The 20,689-nt window shown below is 74.8% G+C and carries 20 protein-coding genes; 8 read left to right on the forward strand and 12 right to left on the reverse strand.

Going from position 1 to position 20,689, the window contains the following annotated elements; all coding sequences use genetic code 11:
* Positions 1-23: 23 nt before the first annotated feature.
* The 4 genes from ACIP9D_RS16110 to tsaB are packed head-to-tail and all read right to left on the reverse strand — an operon-like array spanning position 24 to position 2,470.
* Positions 24-278: a hypothetical protein gene (locus ACIP9D_RS16110; protein WP_350871330.1), complete on the reverse strand. Its 255-nt coding sequence runs from the start codon at positions 276-278 to the stop codon at positions 24-26.
* 14 nt (positions 279-292) lie between these two features.
* Positions 293-1,339, reverse strand: a complete 1,047-nt coding sequence (gene tsaD / locus ACIP9D_RS16115) for a tRNA (adenosine(37)-N6)-threonylcarbamoyltransferase complex transferase subunit TsaD (RefSeq protein ID WP_350871328.1) — start codon at positions 1,337-1,339, stop codon at positions 293-295.
* A 4-nt stretch (positions 1,340-1,343) separates the two neighbouring features.
* The gene (rimI, locus tag ACIP9D_RS16120) at positions 1,344-1,796 is read right to left on the reverse strand and encodes a ribosomal protein S18-alanine N-acetyltransferase (protein ID WP_350871326.1); all 453 of its coding nucleotides are present in this window, start codon (positions 1,794-1,796) and stop codon (positions 1,344-1,346) included.
* Positions 1,793-2,470, reverse strand: a complete 678-nt coding sequence (gene tsaB / locus ACIP9D_RS16125; RefSeq protein WP_350871325.1) for a tRNA (adenosine(37)-N6)-threonylcarbamoyltransferase complex dimerization subunit type 1 TsaB — start codon at positions 2,468-2,470, stop codon at positions 1,793-1,795. The genes rimI and tsaB overlap by 4 nt, the downstream gene beginning before the upstream one ends.
* A gap of 279 nt (positions 2,471-2,749) precedes the next feature.
* Between tsaB and ACIP9D_RS16130 the strand changes: the two genes are divergently transcribed.
* Positions 2,750-3,451 carry a helix-turn-helix transcriptional regulator gene (locus tag ACIP9D_RS16130; RefSeq protein ID WP_350871323.1) on the forward strand — a complete coding sequence of 234 codons (702 nt, stop codon included), beginning with the start codon at positions 2,750-2,752 and terminating at the stop codon, positions 3,449-3,451.
* Here the strand turns inward: ACIP9D_RS16130 and ung are convergent.
* The 6 genes from ung to ACIP9D_RS16160 form a co-directional block, all read right to left on the reverse strand.
* Positions 3,440-4,138, reverse strand: coding sequence for a uracil-DNA glycosylase (gene ung / locus ACIP9D_RS16135; protein ID WP_350871321.1), 699 nt, complete (start codon positions 4,136-4,138; stop codon positions 3,440-3,442). The genes ACIP9D_RS16130 and ung overlap by 12 nt on opposite strands.
* A 72-nt stretch (positions 4,139-4,210) precedes the next feature.
* Complete coding sequence (gene tsaE / locus ACIP9D_RS16140) at positions 4,211-4,693, reverse strand: tRNA (adenosine(37)-N6)-threonylcarbamoyltransferase complex ATPase subunit type 1 TsaE (RefSeq protein ID WP_350871320.1); 483 nt, start codon at positions 4,691-4,693, stop codon at positions 4,211-4,213.
* Complete coding sequence (locus ACIP9D_RS16145; RefSeq protein ID WP_350871318.1) at positions 4,690-5,778, reverse strand: alpha/beta hydrolase; 1,089 nt, start codon at positions 5,776-5,778, stop codon at positions 4,690-4,692. Before ACIP9D_RS16145 ends, tsaE begins: the two co-directional genes overlap by 4 nt.
* Before the next feature lie 55 nt (positions 5,779-5,833).
* Positions 5,834-6,952 (reverse strand): alanine racemase, encoded by a 1,119-nt coding sequence (gene alr / locus ACIP9D_RS16150; RefSeq protein WP_350871316.1) that lies wholly within the window; start codon positions 6,950-6,952, stop codon positions 5,834-5,836.
* Positions 6,953-7,041: 89 nt separating this feature from the next.
* Entirely contained in the window at positions 7,042-8,511 is a 1,470-nt protein-coding gene (locus ACIP9D_RS16155) for an NAD(P)H-hydrate dehydratase (protein WP_350871315.1), read from the reverse strand.
* 54 nt (positions 8,512-8,565) lie between these two features.
* Positions 8,566-8,934 carry a holo-ACP synthase gene (locus ACIP9D_RS16160; RefSeq protein ID WP_350871314.1) on the reverse strand — a complete coding sequence of 123 codons (369 nt, stop codon included), beginning with the start codon at positions 8,932-8,934 and terminating at the stop codon, positions 8,566-8,568.
* A gap of 174 nt (positions 8,935-9,108) precedes the next feature.
* On the opposite strand from ACIP9D_RS16160, the gene ACIP9D_RS16165 reads away from it, so the two are divergent.
* Together ACIP9D_RS16165 and ACIP9D_RS16170 are read left to right on the forward strand one after the other, a co-directional pair.
* A complete protein-coding gene (locus ACIP9D_RS16165; RefSeq protein ID WP_350871313.1) occupies positions 9,109-9,405 on the forward strand; it encodes a hypothetical protein in 297 nt (98 codons plus the stop codon).
* Positions 9,402-11,207 (forward strand): alpha/beta hydrolase, encoded by a 1,806-nt coding sequence (locus ACIP9D_RS16170; RefSeq protein ID WP_350871311.1) that lies wholly within the window; start codon positions 9,402-9,404, stop codon positions 11,205-11,207. The genes ACIP9D_RS16165 and ACIP9D_RS16170 overlap by 4 nt, the downstream gene beginning before the upstream one ends.
* Before the next feature lie 99 nt (positions 11,208-11,306).
* Here the strand turns inward: ACIP9D_RS16170 and glmS are convergent, their stop codons facing one another.
* Positions 11,307-13,220, reverse strand: a complete 1,914-nt coding sequence (gene glmS / locus ACIP9D_RS16175) for a glutamine--fructose-6-phosphate transaminase (isomerizing) (RefSeq protein WP_350871308.1) — start codon at positions 13,218-13,220, stop codon at positions 11,307-11,309.
* A gap of 255 nt (positions 13,221-13,475) precedes the next feature.
* Between glmS and ACIP9D_RS16180 the strand changes: the two genes are divergently transcribed.
* The 3 genes from ACIP9D_RS16180 (at position 13,476) to ACIP9D_RS16190 (ending at position 16,284) form a co-directional block, all read left to right on the forward strand.
* Positions 13,476-14,234, forward strand: coding sequence for an MmpS family transport accessory protein (locus ACIP9D_RS16180; protein ID WP_350871306.1), 759 nt, complete (start codon positions 13,476-13,478; stop codon positions 14,232-14,234).
* 116 nt (positions 14,235-14,350) lie between these two features.
* Positions 14,351-15,046 carry an MmpS family transport accessory protein gene (locus ACIP9D_RS16185; RefSeq protein ID WP_350871304.1) on the forward strand — a complete coding sequence of 232 codons (696 nt, stop codon included), beginning with the start codon at positions 14,351-14,353 and terminating at the stop codon, positions 15,044-15,046.
* Positions 15,047-15,054: 8 nt separating this feature from the next.
* Entirely contained in the window at positions 15,055-16,284 is a 1,230-nt protein-coding gene (locus ACIP9D_RS16190; RefSeq protein WP_350871302.1) for a pyridoxal phosphate-dependent aminotransferase, read from the forward strand.
* Positions 16,285-16,353: 69 nt separating this feature from the next.
* Here ACIP9D_RS16190 and ACIP9D_RS16195 read toward each other — a convergent pair whose 3' ends face one another.
* Complete coding sequence (locus ACIP9D_RS16195) at positions 16,354-16,986, reverse strand: PadR family transcriptional regulator (RefSeq protein ID WP_350871300.1); 633 nt, start codon at positions 16,984-16,986, stop codon at positions 16,354-16,356.
* 93 nt (positions 16,987-17,079) lie between these two features.
* Here ACIP9D_RS16195 and ACIP9D_RS16200 point away from each other — a divergent pair, with 93 nt between their 5' ends.
* Entirely contained in the window at positions 17,080-19,908 is a 2,829-nt protein-coding gene (locus ACIP9D_RS16200) for an FtsX-like permease family protein (RefSeq protein ID WP_350871299.1), read from the forward strand.
* Between the two features lie 2 nt (positions 19,909-19,910).
* The gene (locus ACIP9D_RS16205) at positions 19,911-20,657 is read left to right on the forward strand and encodes an ABC transporter ATP-binding protein (protein WP_350871298.1); all 747 of its coding nucleotides are present in this window, start codon (positions 19,911-19,913) and stop codon (positions 20,655-20,657) included.
* Positions 20,658-20,689 lie beyond the last annotated feature (32 nt).

Consider the following 20,689-nt stretch of genomic DNA (forward strand, 5'->3'; position numbering starts at 1 on the left):
GCGAACCAATTACCGCCATCTGATCAGCGGTCGACCTGCGTGAAGTCCCACGAGTGGGGCGGCCGGGCGACCAGCATGGCGGGCGGGTCGGGTAGCGGCCGCGGGCTGTTGCGCCATTTCGAGATGACCACGACCCGGTGGTCGGTGGAGGAGTAGACCTCAGTGGACACGTGCAGCGGGTCGTGCTCGAAGTCGGGCAGCGCGGTGTCGCAGACCCAGGTGATGAGGTCCGCGACGGCGTACGACTCCGCGCGCGCCTCCCACATCCTGACGATCATGTCGGCCGCCCCCGTCACACGCTGACCGTGGTGAGCGGCAGCGCCGAGTCCGCCGGCAGGTCGAGCCGGCTCGGTGCGACGCCGGCGGCGACCAGGTGCGAGCCGAGCGCGGCCACCATCGCCCCGTTGTCGGTGCAGAGCTTGGGACGGGGCACCCGGACCCGGATGCCGTGCTTCTCGGCCCGCTGCTCGGCCATCGCGCGCAGCCGCGAGTTCGCCGCCACTCCCCCGCCGATGACCAGCGTCTCGATCCCGTTGCTGCGGCAGGCGTCCAGCGCCTTCCGGACCAGCACGTCGCAGACCGCCTCCTGGAAGGACGCGGCCACGTCCGCGACCGGCACCGGGTCGCCGGCCCGTTGCCGGGCCTCCACCCAGCGGGCCACCGCGGTCTTCAGGCCCGAGAACGAGAAGTCGTACCGGTGCGCGGCGAGGTCCTTGGCGGCGGTCAGCCCGCGTGGGAAGCCGATGGCCGCCGGGTCACCGGCCCGCGCCTCGCGGTCGATCGGCGGGCCGCCCGGGAACGGCAGCCCGAGCAGCCGGGCGACCTTGTCGAACGCCTCCCCGGCGGCGTCGTCGATGGTGGCGCCGAGCGGGGTGACGCCGCGGGCCAGGTCGTCGACGAGCAGCAGCGACGAGTGCCCGCCGGAGACGAGCAGCGCGATCGCCGGCTCGGGCAGCGGACCGTGCTCCAGGGTGTCCACCGCCACGTGCGCGGCCAGGTGGTTCACCCCGTAGACCGGCTTCTCGGCGGCGAGCGCGTACCCCTTGGCGGCGGCCACCCCGACCAGCAGCGCGCCGGCCAGGCCGGGGCCGGAGGTGACCGCGATCGCGTCGATGTCGGCGAGGGTGACGCCGGCCTCGGTCAGCGCCCGGTCCATGGTCGGCACGATCGCCTCCAGGTGGGCCCGGCTGGCCACCTCGGGCACCACGCCGCCGAATCGGGCGTGCTCCTCGACGCTGGAGGCGAGCGCGTCGGCGAGCAGAGTGTGCCCGCGGACGATGCCGACACCGGTCTCGTCGCACGAGGTCTCGATGCCGAGGATGAGCGGTTCGTCGGCCATGGGATCAGTCCTCGTCCCGCTGCATGACCAGCGCGTCGGTGTTGCTCGGTTGGTAGTAGCCGCGCCGCACCCCGATCGGCTCGAACCCGTACGTCGCGTAGAGCCGCTGGGCGGCGGCGTTGTCCACGGCGACCTCAAGCAGGGTGCTGCGCGCGCCGCGCCGGGTGGCCTCGGCGAGCAGCTCTTCCAGCAGGACCCGGCCGACGCCGCGCCGCTGGACGTCGCGGCGGACCGCGATGTTCTGCACCCACACCTCGTTCGGCGGGGCGCCGGCGAGCCCGGCGTAGCCGAGCACCGCGCCGTCGGCGTCGACGGCGACCCGGTAGTGGTGCCCGTTGGCCAGCTCGTTCCAGAACATCGCCGGCGACCACTGCTCGGCGCCGAAGAGGTCCGCCTCGATCGGCAGCACGTCGTCGATGTGCCACCACCGGAACCGCTCCAGGCGGATCGCGCTCACGGCAGCACCGGCTTGCGCGCGATCGTCGCCACCGCGTCCGGACGCCGCAGGTAGAGCGGGGTGAGCCGCTCGCTGGGCGCGCCGGCCCGGATCCGCTCGCCGGCGAGCAGCGCCAGCACGGTGGCGTCCGGATAGCGCGGCTCGACCCGGACCGGCAGGCCCAGCGCCTCGGCGTAACGGTGCGCCCCGTCGCCGACCGCGACGGTCGCCGCCAGCTCACGGGCGCGCGCGGCGGCCACCGCCGGCGTGGACACCTCGGGCCCCACGATCCGCTGGCCGGCGCCGTCGTAGACGGCCCAGTAGAGCTCCTTGCGGCGGGCGTCGCTGGCGGCCAGCACCGGCTCGCCGGCCGCCGCCGGGTGGCCGATGCCGTCCAGCGAGCAGACGCCGTACGTGGGGATGCCGAGCACCTGACCCATGGTGGCGGCGGTGACCAGGCCCACCCGCAGCCCGGTGAACGGCCCCGGGCCGAGCCCGGCGACGATGGCGCCCAGGTCGCCCGGGCGGGCGTCGGCGTCGGCCAGGACCGCGTCGACCTGGGGCGCGAGCAGTTCGCCGTGCGCCCGGGCATCGACCGTGCACCGGTGCGCCCGGGACGTCACACCGTCCGCCGAAACCTCCACCAGCGCCGCGGTCACCGCAGGGGTCGAGCTGTCCACCACGAGTACGAGCACGGTAAGCCAGCCTAGCCGCCCCCGCCGTCACGCCCGGTGACGCCCCGCCCCCCACCAACACCCGGCCCGCACCGCGCGCCGCCCGCGACCGAGCGCCGGCCCGCACCGCGCGCCGCCCGCGACCGAGCGCCGCCCGCACCCAGCGTCGGCCGACGACCGATCCGGGCGGCGCCGGCGATCGGGCTGCTCCCCCGCCTGTCCCGGCGAGCCTGATACCGCTGAGTCATCAATATGCCTCAGCGGTATCGCGCTCACTGCGACATGCCCGACCATGCCGGGATGCCAACCCGCCTCGTTCACCTCCTCGGCCGTACCGTCCGGCAGCAGCGCGAGTCGCGCGAACTCACCCAGCGCGAGCTGGCGAGCCTGGCCGGCGTCAGCCAGGCCACCGTGGCCCGAATCGAGCGCGGCGACCGGGCGGCGGGCCCGCCGCTGCTGGAGCGGCTGCTCGCCGCGATGGACGTGCAGCTCACCGTGGCGGTCGAGCCGCTCGACGCGCACGTGGACGCCACGCTGGCCGAGCTGGCCGCGCGCCCGCTGGCCGACCGGATCGACGAGCTGGGCCTGCACCGGCTGCTGGACAACCTCGGTGACCTGCCCCACGTGATCGTGGGCGGCACCGCCGCGCTGCTCCAGGGCGCCCCACTCCCGGTCGACGCGGTGGAGGTCGCGATCCGCTGGCGCGACTCGGCCCGCTTCACCCGCTGGCTCGAGGCCGCCTACGGGCAGCGATGGAACGCCCGGTGGGGTGAGTTCGGCGGCGTGCACCTGGAGCCCGAGGAGCAGGGCGAGCACCGCTGGCAGACCCGCCACGGCGAGATCCGGGCGAGCATGTGCGACGAGCTGCCCCACGCCTTCGAGGTGCGGCACGGCGAGCGGAGCTATTCGGTGGTGCCGCTGGTCGACCTGGAGGTCACCGATCCGCGCGCGGCCGAGCTGCTCCGGCGCCACCGCCGGCGGCGGGCCGGGTCAGCCGGCTGACTTCTCCCAGTCGATGGTGGGCAGGCCGGCGTCGGCGAGTGCCTTGTTGGCCGCGCTGAACGGCCGGCTGCCGAGGAAGCCGCGCGGGTTCATCGGGCTCGGGTGACCCGCCTCCAGCACCACGTGCTGCGGGTTGGTGACCAGCGCCGCCTTCTTGCGGGCGTAGCCGCCCCAGAGCAGGAAGACCACCCGGCCCGGCGACGCGTCGAGCGCCCGAATGGTGGCGTCGGTGAACTCCTCCCAGCCCGCGTTGGCGTGCGAGCCGGGGGTGGCCTGGCGGACGGTCAGCACCGAGTTGAGCAGCAGCACACCCTGGGCCGCCCAGCCGTCGAGGTTGCCGCTGCGCGGCTTCGGCACCCCGAGGTCCTCACCGAGCTCCTTGAAGACGTTGCGCAGCGACGGCGGGACGCTCACCCCCTCGCGGACGCTGAAGCTGAGCCCGTGCGCCTGCCCGGCCCGGTGGTAGGGGTCCTGCCCGAGAATCAGCACCCGGCACGCCTGCGGCGAGCAGAGCCGGTAGGCGGAGAAGAGGTCCGCCAAGGGTGGGAAGACGGTCCCGGTGGCGTATTCCCGGGCGACGAACTCGGCCAAGGCCGCGGTGCGGGCCGGATCGAGGTGCGGGGTGAGGGCGGACCGCCACTCCTCCGGCAGCAGTGCGAGCAGATCCAGGGCGGGTACCTCGGGCATCGGCAACCTTTCGCAGTCGGTCGGCCCTTCCTACCAGCCCGCTCCGACAGCGTGCCGGCGGACCGGCTCCGGTCAGCGCAGGGCGGCCAGGCGCTGGGCCCAGTCGCCGCCGACCGGGTCCAGCTCGACGATCCGGGTGTCGTCGTCGCGGCGGTCGATGCGGACCCGCAGATGCGCGTCGACCAACTGCTCGACCATGCCCTCGCCCCACTCGACCACGGTCACCGACTCGTCCACCGAGGCGTCCAGGTCCAGGTCGTCGATCTCGGCCCGCGGGTCGGCGGCCTCGCCCAGCCGGTACGCGTCGGCGTGCACCAGCGCCACCCGCCCGCCCCGGGCCCGGTCCGGCCGGTGCACCCGGGCGATCACGAAGGTCGGCGACGTGATGTCGCCGAGCACCCCGAGCCCCTTGCCGATGCCCTGGGTCAGCGCGGTCTTGCCGGCGCCCAGCGGCCCGGTCAGCAGGACCAGGTCGCCGGCGCGCAGCACACCGGCGAGGCGATGGCCGAACTCGTGCGTGTCGGCCAGGGTCGGCAGCTTCACGACCTGACTCACAGCCCCTCCAGGAAACTCGCCAACGCGGCGTTGACCTCGACCGCGTGTTCCAGCATGACCACGTGCCCACTATCGGAGATCTTGATGAACTCGGCGTGCGGCAGCCGCCGGACGATCTCCTCGGAATGGGTCACCGGGGTGATCATGTCCTTGTCGCCGACCACCACGAGCACCGGTGTGTCGGCGAGCGCGGCCAGCGCGGGATACCGGGAGTGCGTAGCGAGCGTCCGCAGGTAACGGGTGACCGTGTCCGCGGACGTGCGCGAGTTCATCGTCTCCACGTACGACACCAGCGCCGGGCTGGGCTTTCGGGTGCCGAAGCCGTACTTCCGGGTCAGCAGCCAGGCCACGTTCGACGTCGACTTGCGGGCCTTGTCGATGACCGTGCCGCCGTACCGGGTGGCGTTGCTCATCATGAACAGCACCGGCCCGCCGACCCGGCCCAGCAGCGCCGGGGCCACCAGCTTCGTCTCGGCGAGCAGCCCGCCCGAGGTGGCCATCAGCACGGTGCCGACCACGCGGTCGCCGAACATCTCCGGGAACAACTCGGCGAAGGCCATGATGGTCATCCCGCCCATCGAGTGGCCGACCAGCACCAGCGGCCCCTCGGGGGCGGTCCGGTCGATCACCCGGCGCAGGGTGTGGCCGAGCGCGGCGAGGTCGTACTCCCCGGTCTCCAGCCGACCGGAGCGGCCGTGCCCGGGCTGGTCGTAGGCGACCACCCGGTGCTCGCCCCGCTCGGTGAGCATCCGGCGCTGGAAGTGGAACGTCCCCATGTCCAGGCAGAAGCCGTGCACCAGCACGACCGTCGGGTTGCCGGGCACCGGGCGGGTCGGCTCGACCACCTCGACGTGGATGTCGGTGCCGTCCGGCAGCTCCAGCCGGAACGCCTCGTCGTACCGCAGCTGGTCGAAGGGTTCGAGCGCGCAGGGATCGGACGGGTCGGCCTTGAGCCGGCGGACCAGGGCCCGCTCGGTGGCGACGCCGGCGGCGAGCCCGGCGGCGGCCACGCCCACCGCGGCGCCGACCACCCCGGCGACCCGGCCGGTGGCCGTTCGCGGCCGAGGAATGCGGTACCGACTCACGGGGCTACCTTGGCTCGCGACTGCGGGGCTCGCAAACCCGGCTCACTCCTCGCGCTCACGGGCGCCCGCCGTCGTAGACCCGCGGCACCCGCGTGCCACCGAACCGGGTGACGATCTCGTAGTTGATGGTGCCCACCGCGTCGGCCCAGTCGTCGGCCGTCGGCTCACCGTCCGCGCCGCTGCCGAAGAGCGTCGCCACGTCGCCGGCGGCCACCGGGTCGTCGCCGCAGTCCAGCACGAACTGGTCCATGCAGACCCGGCCGGAGATGACCCGCCGGGCGCCGCCGAGCTGCACCGGTCCGCTGTTGGAGGCGTGCCGGGGCACCCCGTCGGCGTAGCCGAGTGGCACCACCGCCAGGTTCGACTCCCGGTCGGTGGTGTAAGTGTGCCCGTACGAGACGCCGGTGCCGGCCGGTACCCGCTTGGTGAGCATCACCCGGGCCCGGGCGGTCATCGCGGGGCGCAGCCCGAAGGTCTCCCCGGCGATCGGCGAGAGTCCGTAGACGGCCAGCCCGGGCCGGACCAGGTCGAAGTGGGTGTCCGGCCGGGTCAGGGTGGCCGCCGAGTTGGCCAGGTGCCGGTAGCGCGGGCGCAGCCCGGCCTGCTCGACCATGGCCAGCCCCTCGTGGAAGACAGCCAGCTGCCGGTCGGTGGTCGGATGGCCGGGCATGTCGGCGTAGACGAAGTGGCTCCACACCCCGACGACCTCGATGAGGCCGTCGGCCTGCGCCTTCGCGGCCGCGTCGAGCAGGGCCGGCCAGTCCGCGACGGTGGCGCCGCCGCGGGAGAGGCCAGTGTCAATCTTGAGGTGCAGCCGGGCGGGGCGCTCGGCCCGGCGGCTCGCGTCGAGCATCTCGTCGAGCTGAGGCAGGCTGGCGGCGGCCAGGTCGACCCCGGCGCTGACCCCCTCGTGCAGCGGCAGCCCGGGGGCGAGCAGCCAGGCCAGCACCGGGACGGTGATCCCGGCCCGGCGTAGCGTGAGCGCCTCGTCGAGGGTGCAGACGCCGAGCCAGTCCGCGCCGCCGTCGAGCGCGGCGCGGGCGGACGGGATGATGCCGTGGCCGTACCCGTCCGCCTTCACCACCGCCATCAGTTCGGCGGTGGTGCCGGACCGGAGTCGGCTCACGTTCTCACGGATCGCGTCCAGATCAACGCGCACCTCGGCCTGCCACATGGCCCCAGCCTACTTTCCGCCGTGATCACGCCGCCGGTCGACGCACGGCGACCGCGCGGAACCGGTCGGCGGGACCGTCGGCGGGACGGTCAGCCCAGCCGGGCGACGACCGGACGCAACGCGGTCGCCACGTCGGGTGCGGTCACCGGGCCGCCCCGGGCCGCCTCCCGGCCGGCCAGCCCGTGCAGGTACGCCGCCGCGGCGGCCGCCTTCGCCGCCGGCACCCCGCCGGCGAGCAGCGAGCCGAGCAGCCCGGCCAGCACGTCCCCGGTGCCCCCCGTGGCCAGCGCCGAGGTGCCGGTCGGGTTGACGTACGCCTGGCCGTTCGGGGTGCCGATCACCGTGCGGTCGCCCTTGAGCAGCACCACCGCGTTCATCCAGGCGGCGAGCCGCAGCGCGGCGGAGACCCGGTCCGCGCCCGGCTCCTCCCCGCTGAGCCGGGTGAACTCCCGGTCGTGCGGCGTGACCACGATCGGCGCGTCCCGACGGCGCAGCTGCTCGGCGAGCGAGCCGTCGACCAGCAGGGTGAGCGCGTCGGCGTCGAGCACCACCGGCACCGGCGCGGCGAGCACCGCGCGCAGCTCGCTCGCCGCGTCGTCGCCGGTACCCAGCCCCGAGCCGCAGACCCACGCCTGCACCCGGCCGGCGTCGGCGACCCGGCCGGTGGCGATCACCGACGGGTGCTGGTGCACCACCTCGGCCCGGGCGCCGCCGGCGTAGCGGACCATCCCGGTCGGCCCGGCCAGCGCACCTCCGACGGACAGCACCGCCGCGCCCGGATAGGTCGCCGAGCCGGTGGCAACCCCGACCACCCCCCGGCTGTACTTCTCCGAGGATGGGCCCAGGGTCGGCCACCAGTCGACGACGTCGGACCACTCCGTGACCCGCAGCGCCGGGCTGCCCCGCAGCCAGGGCTCCAGCCCGATGTCGACCAGCTCGACCTGGCCGGCCAGCGGCGCGGCGGGGCCCACCACCAGCGCCGGCTTCAAGGCCCCGAAGGTCACCGTCACGTCGGCCCGGACCGCGCTCGGCCGGCCGGCGGCGGTCACCGGCACGTGGCCGGTGTCCACCGCGACCCCGCTCGGCACGTCCACCGCCACCACCGTGGCCCGTTCGCCGTCCCGACCGCGGTGCCGTACCAGGCTGGCCGCCAACTGCTCCGCGGTCTCCCGCAGGCCACCGGTGCCGCCGATCCCGACGATCCCGTCCATCACCAGATCCACCACGGCCGGTGGCCGGTCGACCACCCGTCCGCCGGCGGCCCGCAGCGCGGCCAGCCCTTCGGCGTGCGCCCGCCCGGGGGTGACCAGCAGGGCCGACACGGCCGCGCCCCGCCGGGCCAGTTGCGCGCCGGCGAAGAGGGCGTCGCCGCCGTTGTCGCCGGAGCCGACCAGCAGCAGCACCCGGGAGCCGTACACCCCGCCCCGGTCGGCGAGCAGCAGCGCGCAGCGGCGCGCCAGCCCACCGGCCGCGCGCTGCATCAGCGTCCCGGGCGGGAGGGTGGCCATCAGGCCGGCCTCCGCCGCGCGTACGTCCGCCACCCGCCACACCGGTCTCATGCCGTCGGCCCTCGTCTCCACTCGCGGGCGTGCCGGTCGGCAGCCCGACCGATCTCAGTGTTCCGCGACCACCATCGCCGAGGCGATCCCGCCGTCGTGGGACAGCGAGAGGTGCCAGCGGCTCACCCCGCGCTCGATCGCCACCGCGGCCACCGTGCCGGAGACGGTCAGCCAGGGCCGCCCGTCCGGATCCGGCACGATCTCGCAGTCGTGCCAGCTCAGCCCTGCCGGCGCGCCGAGCGCCTTGGCCACCGCCTCCTTGGCGGCGAAGCGGGCGGCGAGCGACTCGGGCGAACGTGGATTGCCGGAGCGGGTGTAGCGCTCGGCCTCGGTGAAGAGCCGGTCGGCGAGCAGCGGCGTCCGGGCGAGCGCCCGAGCGAACCGGTCGACCAGGACGACGTCGATGCCGACAGCGACGATCACCAGCTCACCCTACCGGCGCGCGAGCCGGCACATTAGCGGCCGGCTTGGCCCCGGGCAACGCCTGTGGACGACCGACGTGTGCGCCAACCGCCCGCTGTCCACAGGGTGCCCGGGGCGGCCCGACGAACTTCTAACGTCACCGGTGTCGATGTCGATCCAAACGGGGGTGCGGGGATGACCGAGGAGCCGTTCACCGTCCAGCCGGAGGCGCTGCGCGACGTGGCCCGGGGGCTGGACGACGACGCCTACCGGCTGGCGCGCGGGCTGGCCGGGGCGCCGGGCCTGGTGGTACCCGCACCGCAGTGGCGGGCGGGCCCGGCGCTGGCCGGGCTGGAGTCGGCGGTGCACGGCTGGCTGGGCGGGCTGGGCGGCCGGGTGGCCGCGACCGGCGGAGCGGTGCGGGCGGCGGTGACGGCTTATCAGGCCGTCGACGACCGCGCGGCCCGTCGCCTCGGCACCCTGCCCCGGTGACCGCCCAGCTGCGGGCCGGCGATCCGGCCCGACTCGGAACGCCCGAGCCCGGAACCGCCAGGCCCGGGACGGCCGGGGTCGGCACGGCCGGGGTCGGCACGGCCGGGGTCGGCACGGCCGGGGTCGGCACGGCCGGGGTCGGCACGGCCGGGGTCGGCACGGCCGGGGTCGGGAACGCCCGGCCCGGGACGGCCGGGGTCGGCATGGCCGGGCCGGCGGTCGGCTACGACCAGCTCTGGGCGGCCGATCCCGGCGCGTGGCGGGCCGCGGGCGCGGCCTGGGCGGGGCTGACCGGCCTCGTCGACCGGCGGGCCGGCGAGTTGGGCGAGCGGGCGACGGCGCTGCGTGCCGGCTGGTCGGGCCCGGCGGCCACGGCGGCCGGCGGGCGGCTCACCGCGCTGCGCGGCGAGCTGACCTCGATCGCTCCCGCGCTGATCGAGGCCGACCAGGTGCTCGCCGACTACGCGGCCCGGCTCGCCGCCGCGAAGGGTCGGCTTGCCGCGGCGGTGGCACTGGCCGACGCGTCCGGGTTGCTGGTCGACCGGGACGGGCGGGTCGGCGCGGATCCGGCCCGGGTCCGACCTAGTGAGCGGGACGGCCCGGCCGGCGCCCGGGTCACCGCGGGGCTGCGCGGGGCGTTGGAGCTGGCCGGGGCCGCCGACCGGGCGGTGACCGCACGGCTGGGCGAGTTGACCACCGCCGTCGGGGCGGGGTGGCCGGCCACCCCGCCGTCCGGCCGGCCGGCCCCCGACGCGACTCCGGCGCAGGTCCGGGCGTGGTGGTCGGGGTTGACGCCGGCCGAGCGGCGTTGGCTGGTGGCGCACGAGCCGGCCCTGGTCGGCCGGCTGGACGGCGTGCCGGTGGCAGCCCGGGACCAGGCCAACCGGCTGCTGCTCGGCACCCACCGCGCGGAGTTGCTCGCCGAGCGGGGCCGCCTGCTCGCCCGGGTACCACCCGGGCCGGTCGAGACCATCCGACTACACGCGCTCGACGGGCGGCTGGCCGGCCTGGACGCGCTCGCCGACCGGCTGACCGGGTCCGCGGGGCCGCGCGCCTACCTGCTCGGGCTGGATCCGGCCGGCGAGGGCCGGGTGGTGGTGGCGCTGGGCGACCCCGACCAGGCCGACCGGGTGCTGACCTACGTGCCGGGCATGACCGCCGGCCTCGACGACGCACCCGGCGAGCTGGGCCGGGCCGCGCGGGTGCTGGAGCGGTGCGCCGCGCTCGACCCCGGCGAGCAGAGCGCCGCCGTGCTCTGGCTCGACTACGACGCACCGGACTTCCTGCACGAGGCGGTCTCCGCCGGCCAGGCTCGGGACGCCGGTCCGGCGCTGCACCTCTTCCAGGAGGGGCTACGGGCCACCCATGACGGCCCGCCGGCCCGGCAGACGGTGCTCGGGCACAGCTACGGGTCGCTGGTGGTGGGCACTGCCGCCCGGGATCACGGGCTGGCGGCCGACGCGCTGGTCTTCGTCGGCTCGCCGGGGGTCGGCGTCGCCCACGCCGCCGAGCTGCGCCTGCCACCCGAGCAGGTCTGGGCGAGCAGCGCACCGGACGACGCGATCCGGCTGGCCCGGCCGCCGGGCGAGCTGCTCCGGCCGCCCCTGCTCGACGTGTCGCCGCTGGCCGCCGCGCTCGGCCTGCCGGGGCGCGGTGAGCACGAACTCTGGTTCGGCCGGGACCCGGCCGCCGAGAGCTTCGGTGGCCAGGTCTTCCCCAGCGGCCGACACGGGCACACGGGTTACTGGGAACCCGGCAATCCGGCGCTGGACGGCATGGCCCGCATCGTGCTCGGCCGGTGACCCATGCGCGCTGCGGCCCACCGCCGCCCGCGCGGCGGCGACATGACAGAGCCCCGACCGCCGGGACACGGCGGCCGGGGCCCGGTCGTACGCCGTCGGCTACTCGACGGTCACCGACTTGGCGAGGTTGCGCGGCTGGTCGACGTCGTGACCACGGGCGGCGGCGATCTCGGCTGCCAGGATCTGCAACGGCACGGTGGTGACCAGCGGGGCGAGCAGCGTCGGCGTACGCGGCACGTAGATCAGGTGGTCGGCGTAGCGGACCACCGCCTCGTCGCCCTCCTCCGCGATCACGATGGTCCGGGCGCCGCGCGCCCGCACCTCCTGGATGTTGGAGACGACCTTGTCGTGCAGCATGCCCCGGCCGGCCGGGGAGGGCACCACGCAGACCACCGGAGTGCCCTTGTCGATCAGCGCGATCGGCCCGTGCTTCAGCTCACCGGCGGCGAAGCCCTCGGCGTGCATGTACGCCAGCTCCTTGAGCTTGAGCGCGCCCTCGAGCGCCACCGGGTAGCCGACGTGCCGGCCGATGAAGAGCACGGTCGGCTCGGACTTCAGCTCGCGGGCCAGCTCGCGTACCGGCTCGATCCGCTCCAGCAGGTCGCGGAGCTTGCCCGGCACGTCCTGAAGCTGGGCGACCACGGCGGCGACCTCGTCGGCGAACTTGATCCCGCGTACCTGGGCCAGGTGCAGGCCGATCAGGTAGCAGGCGACCAGCTGGGTGAGGAACGCCTTGGTGGAGGCGACCGCGATCTCCGGACCGCCGTGCGTGTAGAGCACCGCGTCGGACTCGCGCGGGATGGTGGAGCCGTTGGTGTTGCAGATGGCCAGCACCCGGGCCTTCTGCTCCTTGGCGTGCCGCAGCGCCATCAGGGTGTCCATCGTCTCGCCGGACTGCGAGATCACCACGATCAGCGTGGACCGGTCGAGCACCGGATCGCGGTAGCGGAACTCGCTGGCCAGCTCCACCTCGCAGGGAATCCGGGTCCAGTGCTCGATCGCGTACTTGGCGACCAGGCCGGAGTGGTACGCGGTGCCGCAGGCGACGATGAAGATCTTGTCCACGTCGCGCAGATCCTGGTCGCTGAGGCGGACCTCGTCGAGCATGATCTCGCCGGAGTCGGTGAGTCGGCCGAGCAGCGTGTCGGCGACGGCCTGCGGCTGCTCCTCGATCTCCTTGAGCATGAACCAGTCGTAGCCGCCCTTCTCGGCGGCGGACGAGTCCCAGTCGATGTGGAAGTCCTTGCCGCTGGCGGGCTGGCCGTCGAAGTCGGTGATCTCGATGGTGTCGCCGGTGATCAGCACGATCTGGTCCTGGCCCAGCTCGACCGCTTCCCGGGTGTGCTCGATGAACGCGGCCACGTCGGAGGCGAGGTAGTTCTCCCCGTCGCCCCGGCCCACCACCAGCGGCGAGTTGCGGCGGGCGCCGACCACCGCGCCGGGCACCGAGGCGTCGACGGCGAGCAGCGTGAAGGCGCCCTCCAGGCGCTGGCAGACCACCCGCATGCCGGCGGCGAGCAGCTGCGGGCCGTCCGGGTGGCCGGCCGCGCGCAGGTCGGCGAGCGCGGCGGAGAGCAGGTGCGCGGCGCACTCGGTGTCGGTGTCGCTGGTGAACTGGACGCCGTCGGCCTCCAGCTCGGTGCGGAGCCGCGCGAAGTTCTCGATGATGCCGTTGTGGATCACCGCGACCCGGCCGTCGGGGGCGACGTGCGGGTGAGCGTTGCGGTCGGTGGGACCGCCGTGGGTGGCCCACCGGGTGTGCCCGATGCCGGTGGTGCCGTCACCGATGCCGATCGGGCTGGCCGCGCAGGACGTGGGGTCGTCGGCGGCCCGTTCGGAGAGCACCTTCTCCAGGTTGGCCAGCTTGCCGGCCTTCTTCTCGGTCAGCAGCACGTCGTCACAGACGATCGCGACGCCCGCCGAGTCGTAGCCGCGGTACTCCAGCCGCCGCAGCCCGTCCAGCACGATGCCGAGCGCCGGCCGCGCGCCGGCGTAACCCACGATTCCACACATGGTCCGCAGCCTAACCCAGTTTCGCTCATCGCGCGTGCGCGAAAGTCCGGTAATCGAACACTGATTTTGAGCGAACGCCCGAGCCGGGCCGCCGAACGGCCCGGATCTCCGGCCCGAGGTGCGACAACGCGGGCGCTCATCGCTCCCCGCCTACCCGTACATTGAGGGCCGCAACCGGCGGGCCGGCGACAACCTCGCCGGCCGGCATCCCCTCCGCCGCCACCGCGGCCGCGTTTCATCCCCGGAGCAACGCAGATGTCCGAGGTGTCACCCTCCGGCGACCCGACCGGGCCGGCCCCGGGCCCGTGGGCGCCCCCCGACCCCGGCGTGGTGTCGGGTAACCCCGGCTACGGCCCGCCGCCAGCCGTCCCGACGCCGCCCGCGGGGGCCGTCCCGCCGGCCGGCTGGGCCGCGCCGGGCGCCATCGCACCCGGCCGTCAACCGCCGTACGGGAATCCGTGGCCGTACGCGCAGCCGTGGCCCTACGCGCAGCCGACCGCTCCCCCGGCCCGCTCCGGCAGCCGCTCGGGGGCCGTGGGCGCGGTCATCGGGGCGGCGGTCGTCCTGATCCTGGTCATCTGTGGCGCGCTCGGCGTCGTGGCCCTGCGGCGTTACGCGGAGGTGCCGGGCCCGTCCGGGCCGTTCGCCGACGAGCCCTACTCCGACCCGTACTACGACGCGGAGGACGGGGACGAGGAGGACGACGATGCGCCGTGGGCGAGCGAGCCCGCGCTGGCCCCGTCCGGCCGACCGGGCCCGGTCCAGGTGCGCTACGAGGTGACCGGCGACGGCCCGGTCGACCTGGAGTACTACGACGCCAACGGCGACTTCGTCCAGGATGCGCGTGTGGCGCTGCCCTGGCGGCTGACCCTTCGGGTGAACGACGCCGACCGGGTCATGGTGCTCGCCCACAACTCCGCCGACGAGGGACCGGTGACCTGCCGGATCACCGTCGACGGGAAGACCGTCGACGAGGTGTCGGCGCCCAAATGGGGAGCGAGCTGCTTCGGCTGAGCGGCGGCTCCACCGCGCCGAACGCCGCGCAACCACCCGGCGGGCCGAGGCCCCGCCGCCCATCCCCCGTCAGACAGCCACCGGTCAGGTATCCATCCCGCAGGAGTGAAGCAAGCATGTCCGAGGAGCTGCCCCCCGCCGAGCCGTCCTCGCCGGATCCGTCAGCACAACGGCCGTGGGCTGCGCTGGATCCGCGTGCGGCAGCCGCCGATCCGTGGGTTCCGGCCGCGCCGACCTACTCGGTGGCCGCCGACGCCGAGCCACCCGTCGTCGATCCGCCCACCGCCCCGGCCCGCCCTCGGGCCGGTGAGCGGCGGACCCGGCGGCTGTCGACCGGCCTCATCCTCGTGGTGGCGCTGCTGCTCTGTGGCGGCGTCGGGCTCGGCGGATACGCACTGCTCCGGCCGGGCGACCAGCCCCAGGCCGCACCACCCGCCGACGACCCCCGGCACGAGAACGACGACGCCCCGGGTGCCAGCACCGCCGCGCCGGAGCCGACGCCCTCGACCCGGCCCGCGACGACTCCCTCCACCGGTCCTGGTCGAAGCCGCGTGGTCTACGAGGTGACCGGGCAGGGGCGGGCCGACATCCTCTACTACGACGCGAACGGGGAGCGCGTCTGGCTGGACGCCGCGCGGCTTCCGTGGCGGGCGAGCATCCGCACCGACCGGCAGGACCGGGTGATGGTGCAGGCCAGCAGGACCAAGGACTCCGGTGAGCGGCCGATCGCCTGCTCGGTCACGGTGGACGGCGGCGAGCCGCTGACGGAGGAGACCACTGCCACCGGCTGGCGGGCCAGCTGCTTCCGCTGAGCGGGCCGATGAAGCCGGGGGCGCGGGGCCGTAGGCTGGCGGACGTGACGACGAGCACCGATGTCGACCCGCTGGTGGCCCGGATGCGGCCGTTCGGCACGACCATCTTCGCCGAGATGTCCGCGCTGGCCGTTCGCACCGGCGCGGTCAACCTGGGGCAGGGCTTCCCGGACACCGACGGCCCGCCGGAGATGCTCGCCGCGGCGGCCGACGCGCTGCGCTCGGGGCAGAACCAGTACCCGCCCGGACCGGGCATCCCGGCGCTGCGCGCGGCGGTGGCAGCGCACCAGCGCCGCTTCTGGGGGCTCGATTACGACCCGGACGGCGAGATCGTGGTGACCGCGGGAGCCACCGAGGCGGTCGCCGCCGCGATCCTCGCCCTCTGCGAGCCGGGCGACGAGGTGCTCTGCTTCGAGCCGTACTACGACTCGTACGCCGCTTCGATCGCCCTGGCCGGCGCGGTCCGCCGGCCGGTCACGCTGCGCCCCGCCGACGACGGCCGGTACGCCTTCGACCCGGCCGCGCTGCGCGCGGCGTTCGGGCCGCGGACCCGGCTGGTGCTGCTGAACTCCCCGCACAACCCGACCGGGAAGGTCTTCACCCCGGCCGAGCTGGCGCTGATCGCCGAGCTGTGCCAGGAGCACGACGTGTACGCGGTGACCGACGAGGTGTACGAGCACCTGGTCTTCACCGACGCCGCCAGCCCGCACGTGCCGCTGGCCACCCTGCCCGGCATGCGGGAGCGCACCCTGCGGATCTCCTCGGCCGGCAAGACGTTCTCCTGCACCGGCTGGAAGGTCGGCTGGGCGAGCGGGCCCGCCGCGCTGGTCGCCGCCGCGCTGCGGGTGAAGCAGTTCCTCACCTTCGTCAACGCCGCGCCGTTGCAGCCCGCGGTCGCGGTGGCGCTGGCCCTGCCGGACGACTACTTCACCGGGTTCCGAGCTGACCTCCAGACCCGCCGCGATCAGTTGGTCGGTGGCCTCGCCGACGCCGGCTTCGACGTGCTCACGCCGGAGGGGACGTACTTCGTCACCGCCGACGTCAGCGCCCTCGGCGGGCGCGACGGGGTGGAGTTCTGCCGCTCGCTGCCGGAGCGGTGCGGCGTGGTGGCGGTGCCGACCCAGGTCTTCTATGACGACACCGAGGCGGGCCGGCGGCTGGTCCGGTTCGCCTTCTGCAAACGCCCCGAGGTGCTCGCCGAGGCGGTCACCCGGCTGCGCGGGCTCTCGGCGAACTGACCAGGCCGCGCTGGCCGGGCGCGCACCCAGGACCCACGGGTCAGCCGGCCGTACGCCCCGGATCGCGGGTCAGCCGGCCGCCTGGGCCGGGCCGGTGCTGTCCGCCGCCGGGGGCGGCGAGGCGTCGGCGGCGGACGCCGTGATCTCCGACGGTGCGGCCGCCAGCGTGGCGAGCAGTGCCCCGCCGTCGGCCAGCAGCACCGCCTCGGCGTCATCGACGAAGGCGAGGTCGGCCTCGACGTGTCGGCTCGCCGCGGCGAGCAGCAGCCCGACCACCGGGTCGCCGGCCTTGCGACGCAGCCCGTCGAGGTTGCGCAACTCGCGCAGCAGGTGCCCGCGCTGGTTGCTCAGCACCGTGCGGACGGTCTGCGCGGAACCCGATCGGGCGGCAGCGGTGACCTTGAGGAAGAAGTCATCCCGGAAGCCGCCGCTGCGCGGGCTCGGCTCATTGAGCCAACGATCGAGCTCGGCCCGGCCGGCGGGGGTGATCTGGTAGACCACCCGGTCGGGTTTGACCTGCTGGGCCTGCCGCTCGGCGACCACCAGACAGTCCCGGGAGAGCCGGTCGAGGATCTGGTAGAGGTGGCCGATGTTGAGCGACCCCCACTGTGGACCGGTGGCGGCCTCGAAGGCGCCTTTCAGCTCGTAGCCGTAACTCGGGCCGCGTGCGAGCAGTGCCAGGACCGCGTGCTGGATCGCCACTGTCTTCTCCTTTACCGCTGGTCGACCGGACCAGGTCTTGCATTGTGACAATGTAACGCGCAGAGTGTGAGGTAGCACACGGGGAGGCGCGACATGCTGGGGTTCATCTGGGGGCAGCTGCGCGGCCGTGCTGGGCGGTCGGTGGCGCTGCTGGCGGGAGTGCTGGTGGCGACCACCGGCTTCGTCGTCCTGACCGGTGCAACCACCACCTCCCGCCTCGACGTCACCGGCGCGCTGGAGCGCAACACCCGGGCCGCCTACGACATCCTGGTTCGCCCCAAGGGGACGCGCACGCCGCTCGAGACCGAACGCGGGCTGGTCCAGCCCAACTATCTCTCCGGGCTCTTCGGCGGCATCACCCCGGCCCAGTACGAGCAGGTGAAGCAGATCCCCGGCATCGACGTGGCCGCTCCGATCGCGATGCTGGGCTACTCGACCTCGTCCGTGTCGGTCCGGTTCGACCTGACCGACGCGGTCGACCGCTCCCTGGATCAGCAGGTCATCCGGCTCGACCCCACCTTCACCGCCGAGCGCGGACTCTCCACCGCCCCCAGCAGCCCGCGCTACGTGTACGTGACCAAGCGCCCGCTGCTCTACCCCGAGGCGGGCACAGACCCGAACGACCCCCTGTTCCCGTACTCCGACGGCCGGACGTACCGGTACGACCCGCAGTGCGGGCAGGTCCCACGGGAGGTTCTTCCCGGTGGAGGGAGCGAGCCGATCTGCGACCCGCACCTGATCTCGCAGCCGGCGAACAGTGGGCTGGCCTCCGAACGGGAAAGCTGGAGCGTCGACACCGTCCGACTGCTGCCCGACGGGCGCTTCGAGGCGAACAGCTGGCTGCCCGACCGCGCCCAACGCGTCGTCACCGACGAACTGGTGGTCACCTACCGGGTGACGGTGCCGTTCCTGCTGGCCGCCGTCGACCCGGACGCGGAGCAACGCCTCGTCGGACTGGGCGGCGCGGTGACCGAGGGGCGGTCGCTCCGGCCGGACGACACGACCACCGAGACCTCCATCGGACCCGGCGCGGTCGAACGGTCGATCCCGGTCTTGAGCACCAGCCGTCCCTACCTCGACGTCACCGTGCGGTCCGCCCTCACCCGGCTGCCGCAGGCACGGCCCGCAGGGCTGCCGATCGACGAACTGGAGCGGGCGCTGACCCGCGCCACCGGAGTCGGGGCCGGGACCGAGGAGTACGCACTGACCGACGGATATCGCGACCTGCTCGCCGAGGGGATCTCCGAGACCGGCTGCTGCTCGGGCGACTTGCAGACGGTCATTCAGGCCGGTGCCCCGGAGTACGAGCGACTTCCCGACGGCACCCTCCGAGCCGTCGCGCGCCCGCCGTTCGATCACGCGCTCTACGGCGGCCAGAACAATCTCAACTTCCGCCCCCGTCCGTGGCTGGCCGACGACAACGGCTTCCGCCCGGTGACCGCGCTCCCTCAACCGCCAACGGGCGCGAACCTCCAGTTCCGGCTCTGGCGGACCGTCGGCATCTTCGACCCGGAGAAGCTGCGCGGGTTCAACGACCTGTCCCGGGTGCCGCTGGAGACGTACGAGCCGCCACGCACCGGCGGCGCGGACGAGCGCAGCCGCCAGGCGCTGGGCGACCGGCCGCTGGAGCCGAGCGGCAACCCGGCCGGCTACCTCTCCTCGCCACCGCTGCTGCTCACCAGCCTGGCCGCGGTGCCGAAGCTGCTGGCGGGCGACGCCACCCCCACCCGGACAGCGCCGACCAGCGCGATCCGGGTCCGGGTCGCCGACGTCGCCGGCTACACCGAACGGTCCGCCGAGCGGGTCCGGCTCATCGCCGAGCGGATCGCCGACACCACCGGGCTGGACGTCGATCTCACCTTCGGCTCGTCTCCCGCCCCGCAGACCGTGGAGCTGCCCGCGGGCTCGTTCGGCCGGCCCGACCTGCGGCTGACCGAGCCGTGGTCCGCCCTCGGGGTGGCCTCGGTCATCACCAAGGCCGTCGACCGCAAGAGCCTCGTGCTCTTCGGGCTGGTGCTGGTGGTCTGCGGGCTGTTCCTCGGCAACGCGGTCTCCGCCGCGGTCCGGGACCGGCGCCCGGAGTTGGCGGTGCTCGCCTGCCTGGGCTGGCCAGCCCGCCGGATCGCCGCGCTGGTCCTCGGCGAGGTGGCCGCGCTGGGGCTGGCCGCCGGCCTGCTGGCCCTCGGGCTGGCGTTCCCGCTGGCCGCCGCGCTGGACATCGGGATCGGTTGGCGTCAGGCGGCACTCGCCGTACCGGTGGCTCTGCTGCTGGCGCTGGTGGCGAGCCTCGCTCCGGCGCTGCGGGCCGCACGCGCCCATCCGGCCGCCGCCCTGCGGCCGCTGGTGGCCCCGGCCCGCTGGGTACGTCGGCCCCGCAGCCTGTTCGGGATGGCCCTGGTCAACCTGGTCCGCACCCCCGGGCGCACCCTGCTCGGGGCGGGCGCGCTGGCCATCGGGCTGACCGCGCTGACCCTGGTCAGCGCCGCCGCCTACGCCTTCCGTGGCGCGATCGTCGGCAGCCTGCTCGGCGACACCGTCTCGCTGAACGTACGGGGCGCGGACACCCTCGCCGCGGTCGTCACCGTCCTGCTCGGCGCGGGCGCCGTCGCCGACGTGCTGTACCTGAACGTCCGGGACCGCGCCGCGGAGTTGTCCACCCTGCGCGCCGTCGGCTGGACGGACGCCGCGCTGGGCCGCCTGGTCGGCTACGAGGGGCTCCTCATCGGCGCGCTCGGGGCGTTGACCGGAGCGGGACTCGGGCTCGCCGGGGCCGCCTGGCTGGTCGGTGGCCTGCCGGCGGCCCTGGTCCTGGTCGCCGCCGCGGTGGCGCTCGTCGGGGTGCTGGTCACCTGTCTCGCGGCGCTCGTGCCGGCCGCGTTGCTGCGCCGGCTCCCGACCGCACGGCTACTCGCAGAGGAGTGACGATGGAGGCAACGACGGGCAGCACGGTCCGGACCCTCGGGCTGACCCGGCGGTTCCGCGCCGGCGCCGAGCGGCTGACCGCGGTCGACGACGTCTCGCTGGAGATCACGGCCGGCTCGGTGGTGGCGCTGACCGGTCCCAGTGGCTCCGGCAAGTCCACCCTGCTGCACCTGATCGGCGCCATCGAACAGGCCGACAGCGGCACCGTCACGGTCGACGACGTACAGATCACGACGCTGCGCCGCGCCGCGCTGGCCCGCTACCGGCAGCGGGTCGGGTTCGTCTTCCAGCGCTACCACCTGCTGCCGGCGTTGACCGTGCTGGACAACGTGATCGCTCCGGTGCTGCCGCAGCGCGGCCGGGCCGACCACGCGACCCGGGCCCGTGAGCTGCTCGACGCCGTCGGCCTGGCCGGACGGGAGCGGGCGATGCCGTCGCAGCTCTCCGGTGGCGAGCAGCAGCGGGTCGCCATCGCCCGGGCGCTGATGGGCGCGCCCGGGCTGCTGCTGGCCGACGAGCCCACGGGCAACCTCGACTCGACCACCAGCGCCCAGATCCTCGACCTGCTGCTCGACCTGCGGGAGCGGCACGGCATGACGATCCTGCTGGCCACCCACGAGCGGTCGATCGCGGCCCGCTGCGACCGGTTGGTCCGGCTCGGCGACGGCAGCGTGGTCGAGGACCTCGACCTCACCGAGGGCGAGGATCCCGCCGACACCTACGACCGGGCCGCCCGCCTCCGCCTCTGACCGGCGGTCTCGGGGAGGCGCCGGCCGCGGCG

Origin of the sequence: Micromonospora sp. NPDC093243 (assembly GCF_044753725.1) — a bacterium.
In the GTDB taxonomy this organism is placed as follows: Bacteria; Actinomycetota; Actinomycetes; order Mycobacteriales; family Micromonosporaceae; genus Micromonospora.

Excerpts from the sequence above, each read along its gene's own strand:
- ACIP9D_RS16110 (WP_350871330.1), bottom strand. The coding sequence starts at position 278 with ATGATCGTCAGGATGTGGGAGGCGCGCGCGGAGTCGTACGCCGTCGCG.
- tsaD (WP_350871328.1), bottom strand. The coding sequence starts at position 1,339 with ATGGCCGACGAACCGCTCATCCTCGGCATCGAGACCTCGTGCGACGAG.
- ACIP9D_RS16130 (WP_350871323.1), top strand. The coding sequence starts at position 2,750 with ATGCCAACCCGCCTCGTTCACCTCCTCGGCCGTACCGTCCGGCAGCAG.
- ung (WP_350871321.1), bottom strand. The coding sequence starts at position 4,138 with ATGCCCGAGGTACCCGCCCTGGATCTGCTCGCACTGCTGCCGGAGGAG.
- alr (WP_350871316.1), bottom strand. The coding sequence starts at position 6,952 with ATGTGGCAGGCCGAGGTGCGCGTTGATCTGGACGCGATCCGTGAGAAC.
- ACIP9D_RS16155 (WP_350871315.1), bottom strand. The coding sequence starts at position 8,511 with ATGAGACCGGTGTGGCGGGTGGCGGACGTACGCGCGGCGGAGGCCGGC.
- ACIP9D_RS16165 (WP_350871313.1), top strand. The coding sequence starts at position 9,109 with ATGACCGAGGAGCCGTTCACCGTCCAGCCGGAGGCGCTGCGCGACGTG.
- glmS (WP_350871308.1), bottom strand. The coding sequence starts at position 13,220 with ATGTGTGGAATCGTGGGTTACGCCGGCGCGCGGCCGGCGCTCGGCATC.
- ACIP9D_RS16180 (WP_350871306.1), top strand. The coding sequence starts at position 13,476 with ATGTCCGAGGTGTCACCCTCCGGCGACCCGACCGGGCCGGCCCCGGGC.
- ACIP9D_RS16185 (WP_350871304.1), top strand. The coding sequence starts at position 14,351 with ATGTCCGAGGAGCTGCCCCCCGCCGAGCCGTCCTCGCCGGATCCGTCA.
- ACIP9D_RS16190 (WP_350871302.1), top strand. The coding sequence starts at position 15,055 with ATGAAGCCGGGGGCGCGGGGCCGTAGGCTGGCGGACGTGACGACGAGC.
- ACIP9D_RS16200 (WP_350871299.1), top strand. The coding sequence starts at position 17,080 with ATGCTGGGGTTCATCTGGGGGCAGCTGCGCGGCCGTGCTGGGCGGTCG.
- ACIP9D_RS16205 (WP_350871298.1), top strand. The coding sequence starts at position 19,911 with ATGGAGGCAACGACGGGCAGCACGGTCCGGACCCTCGGGCTGACCCGG.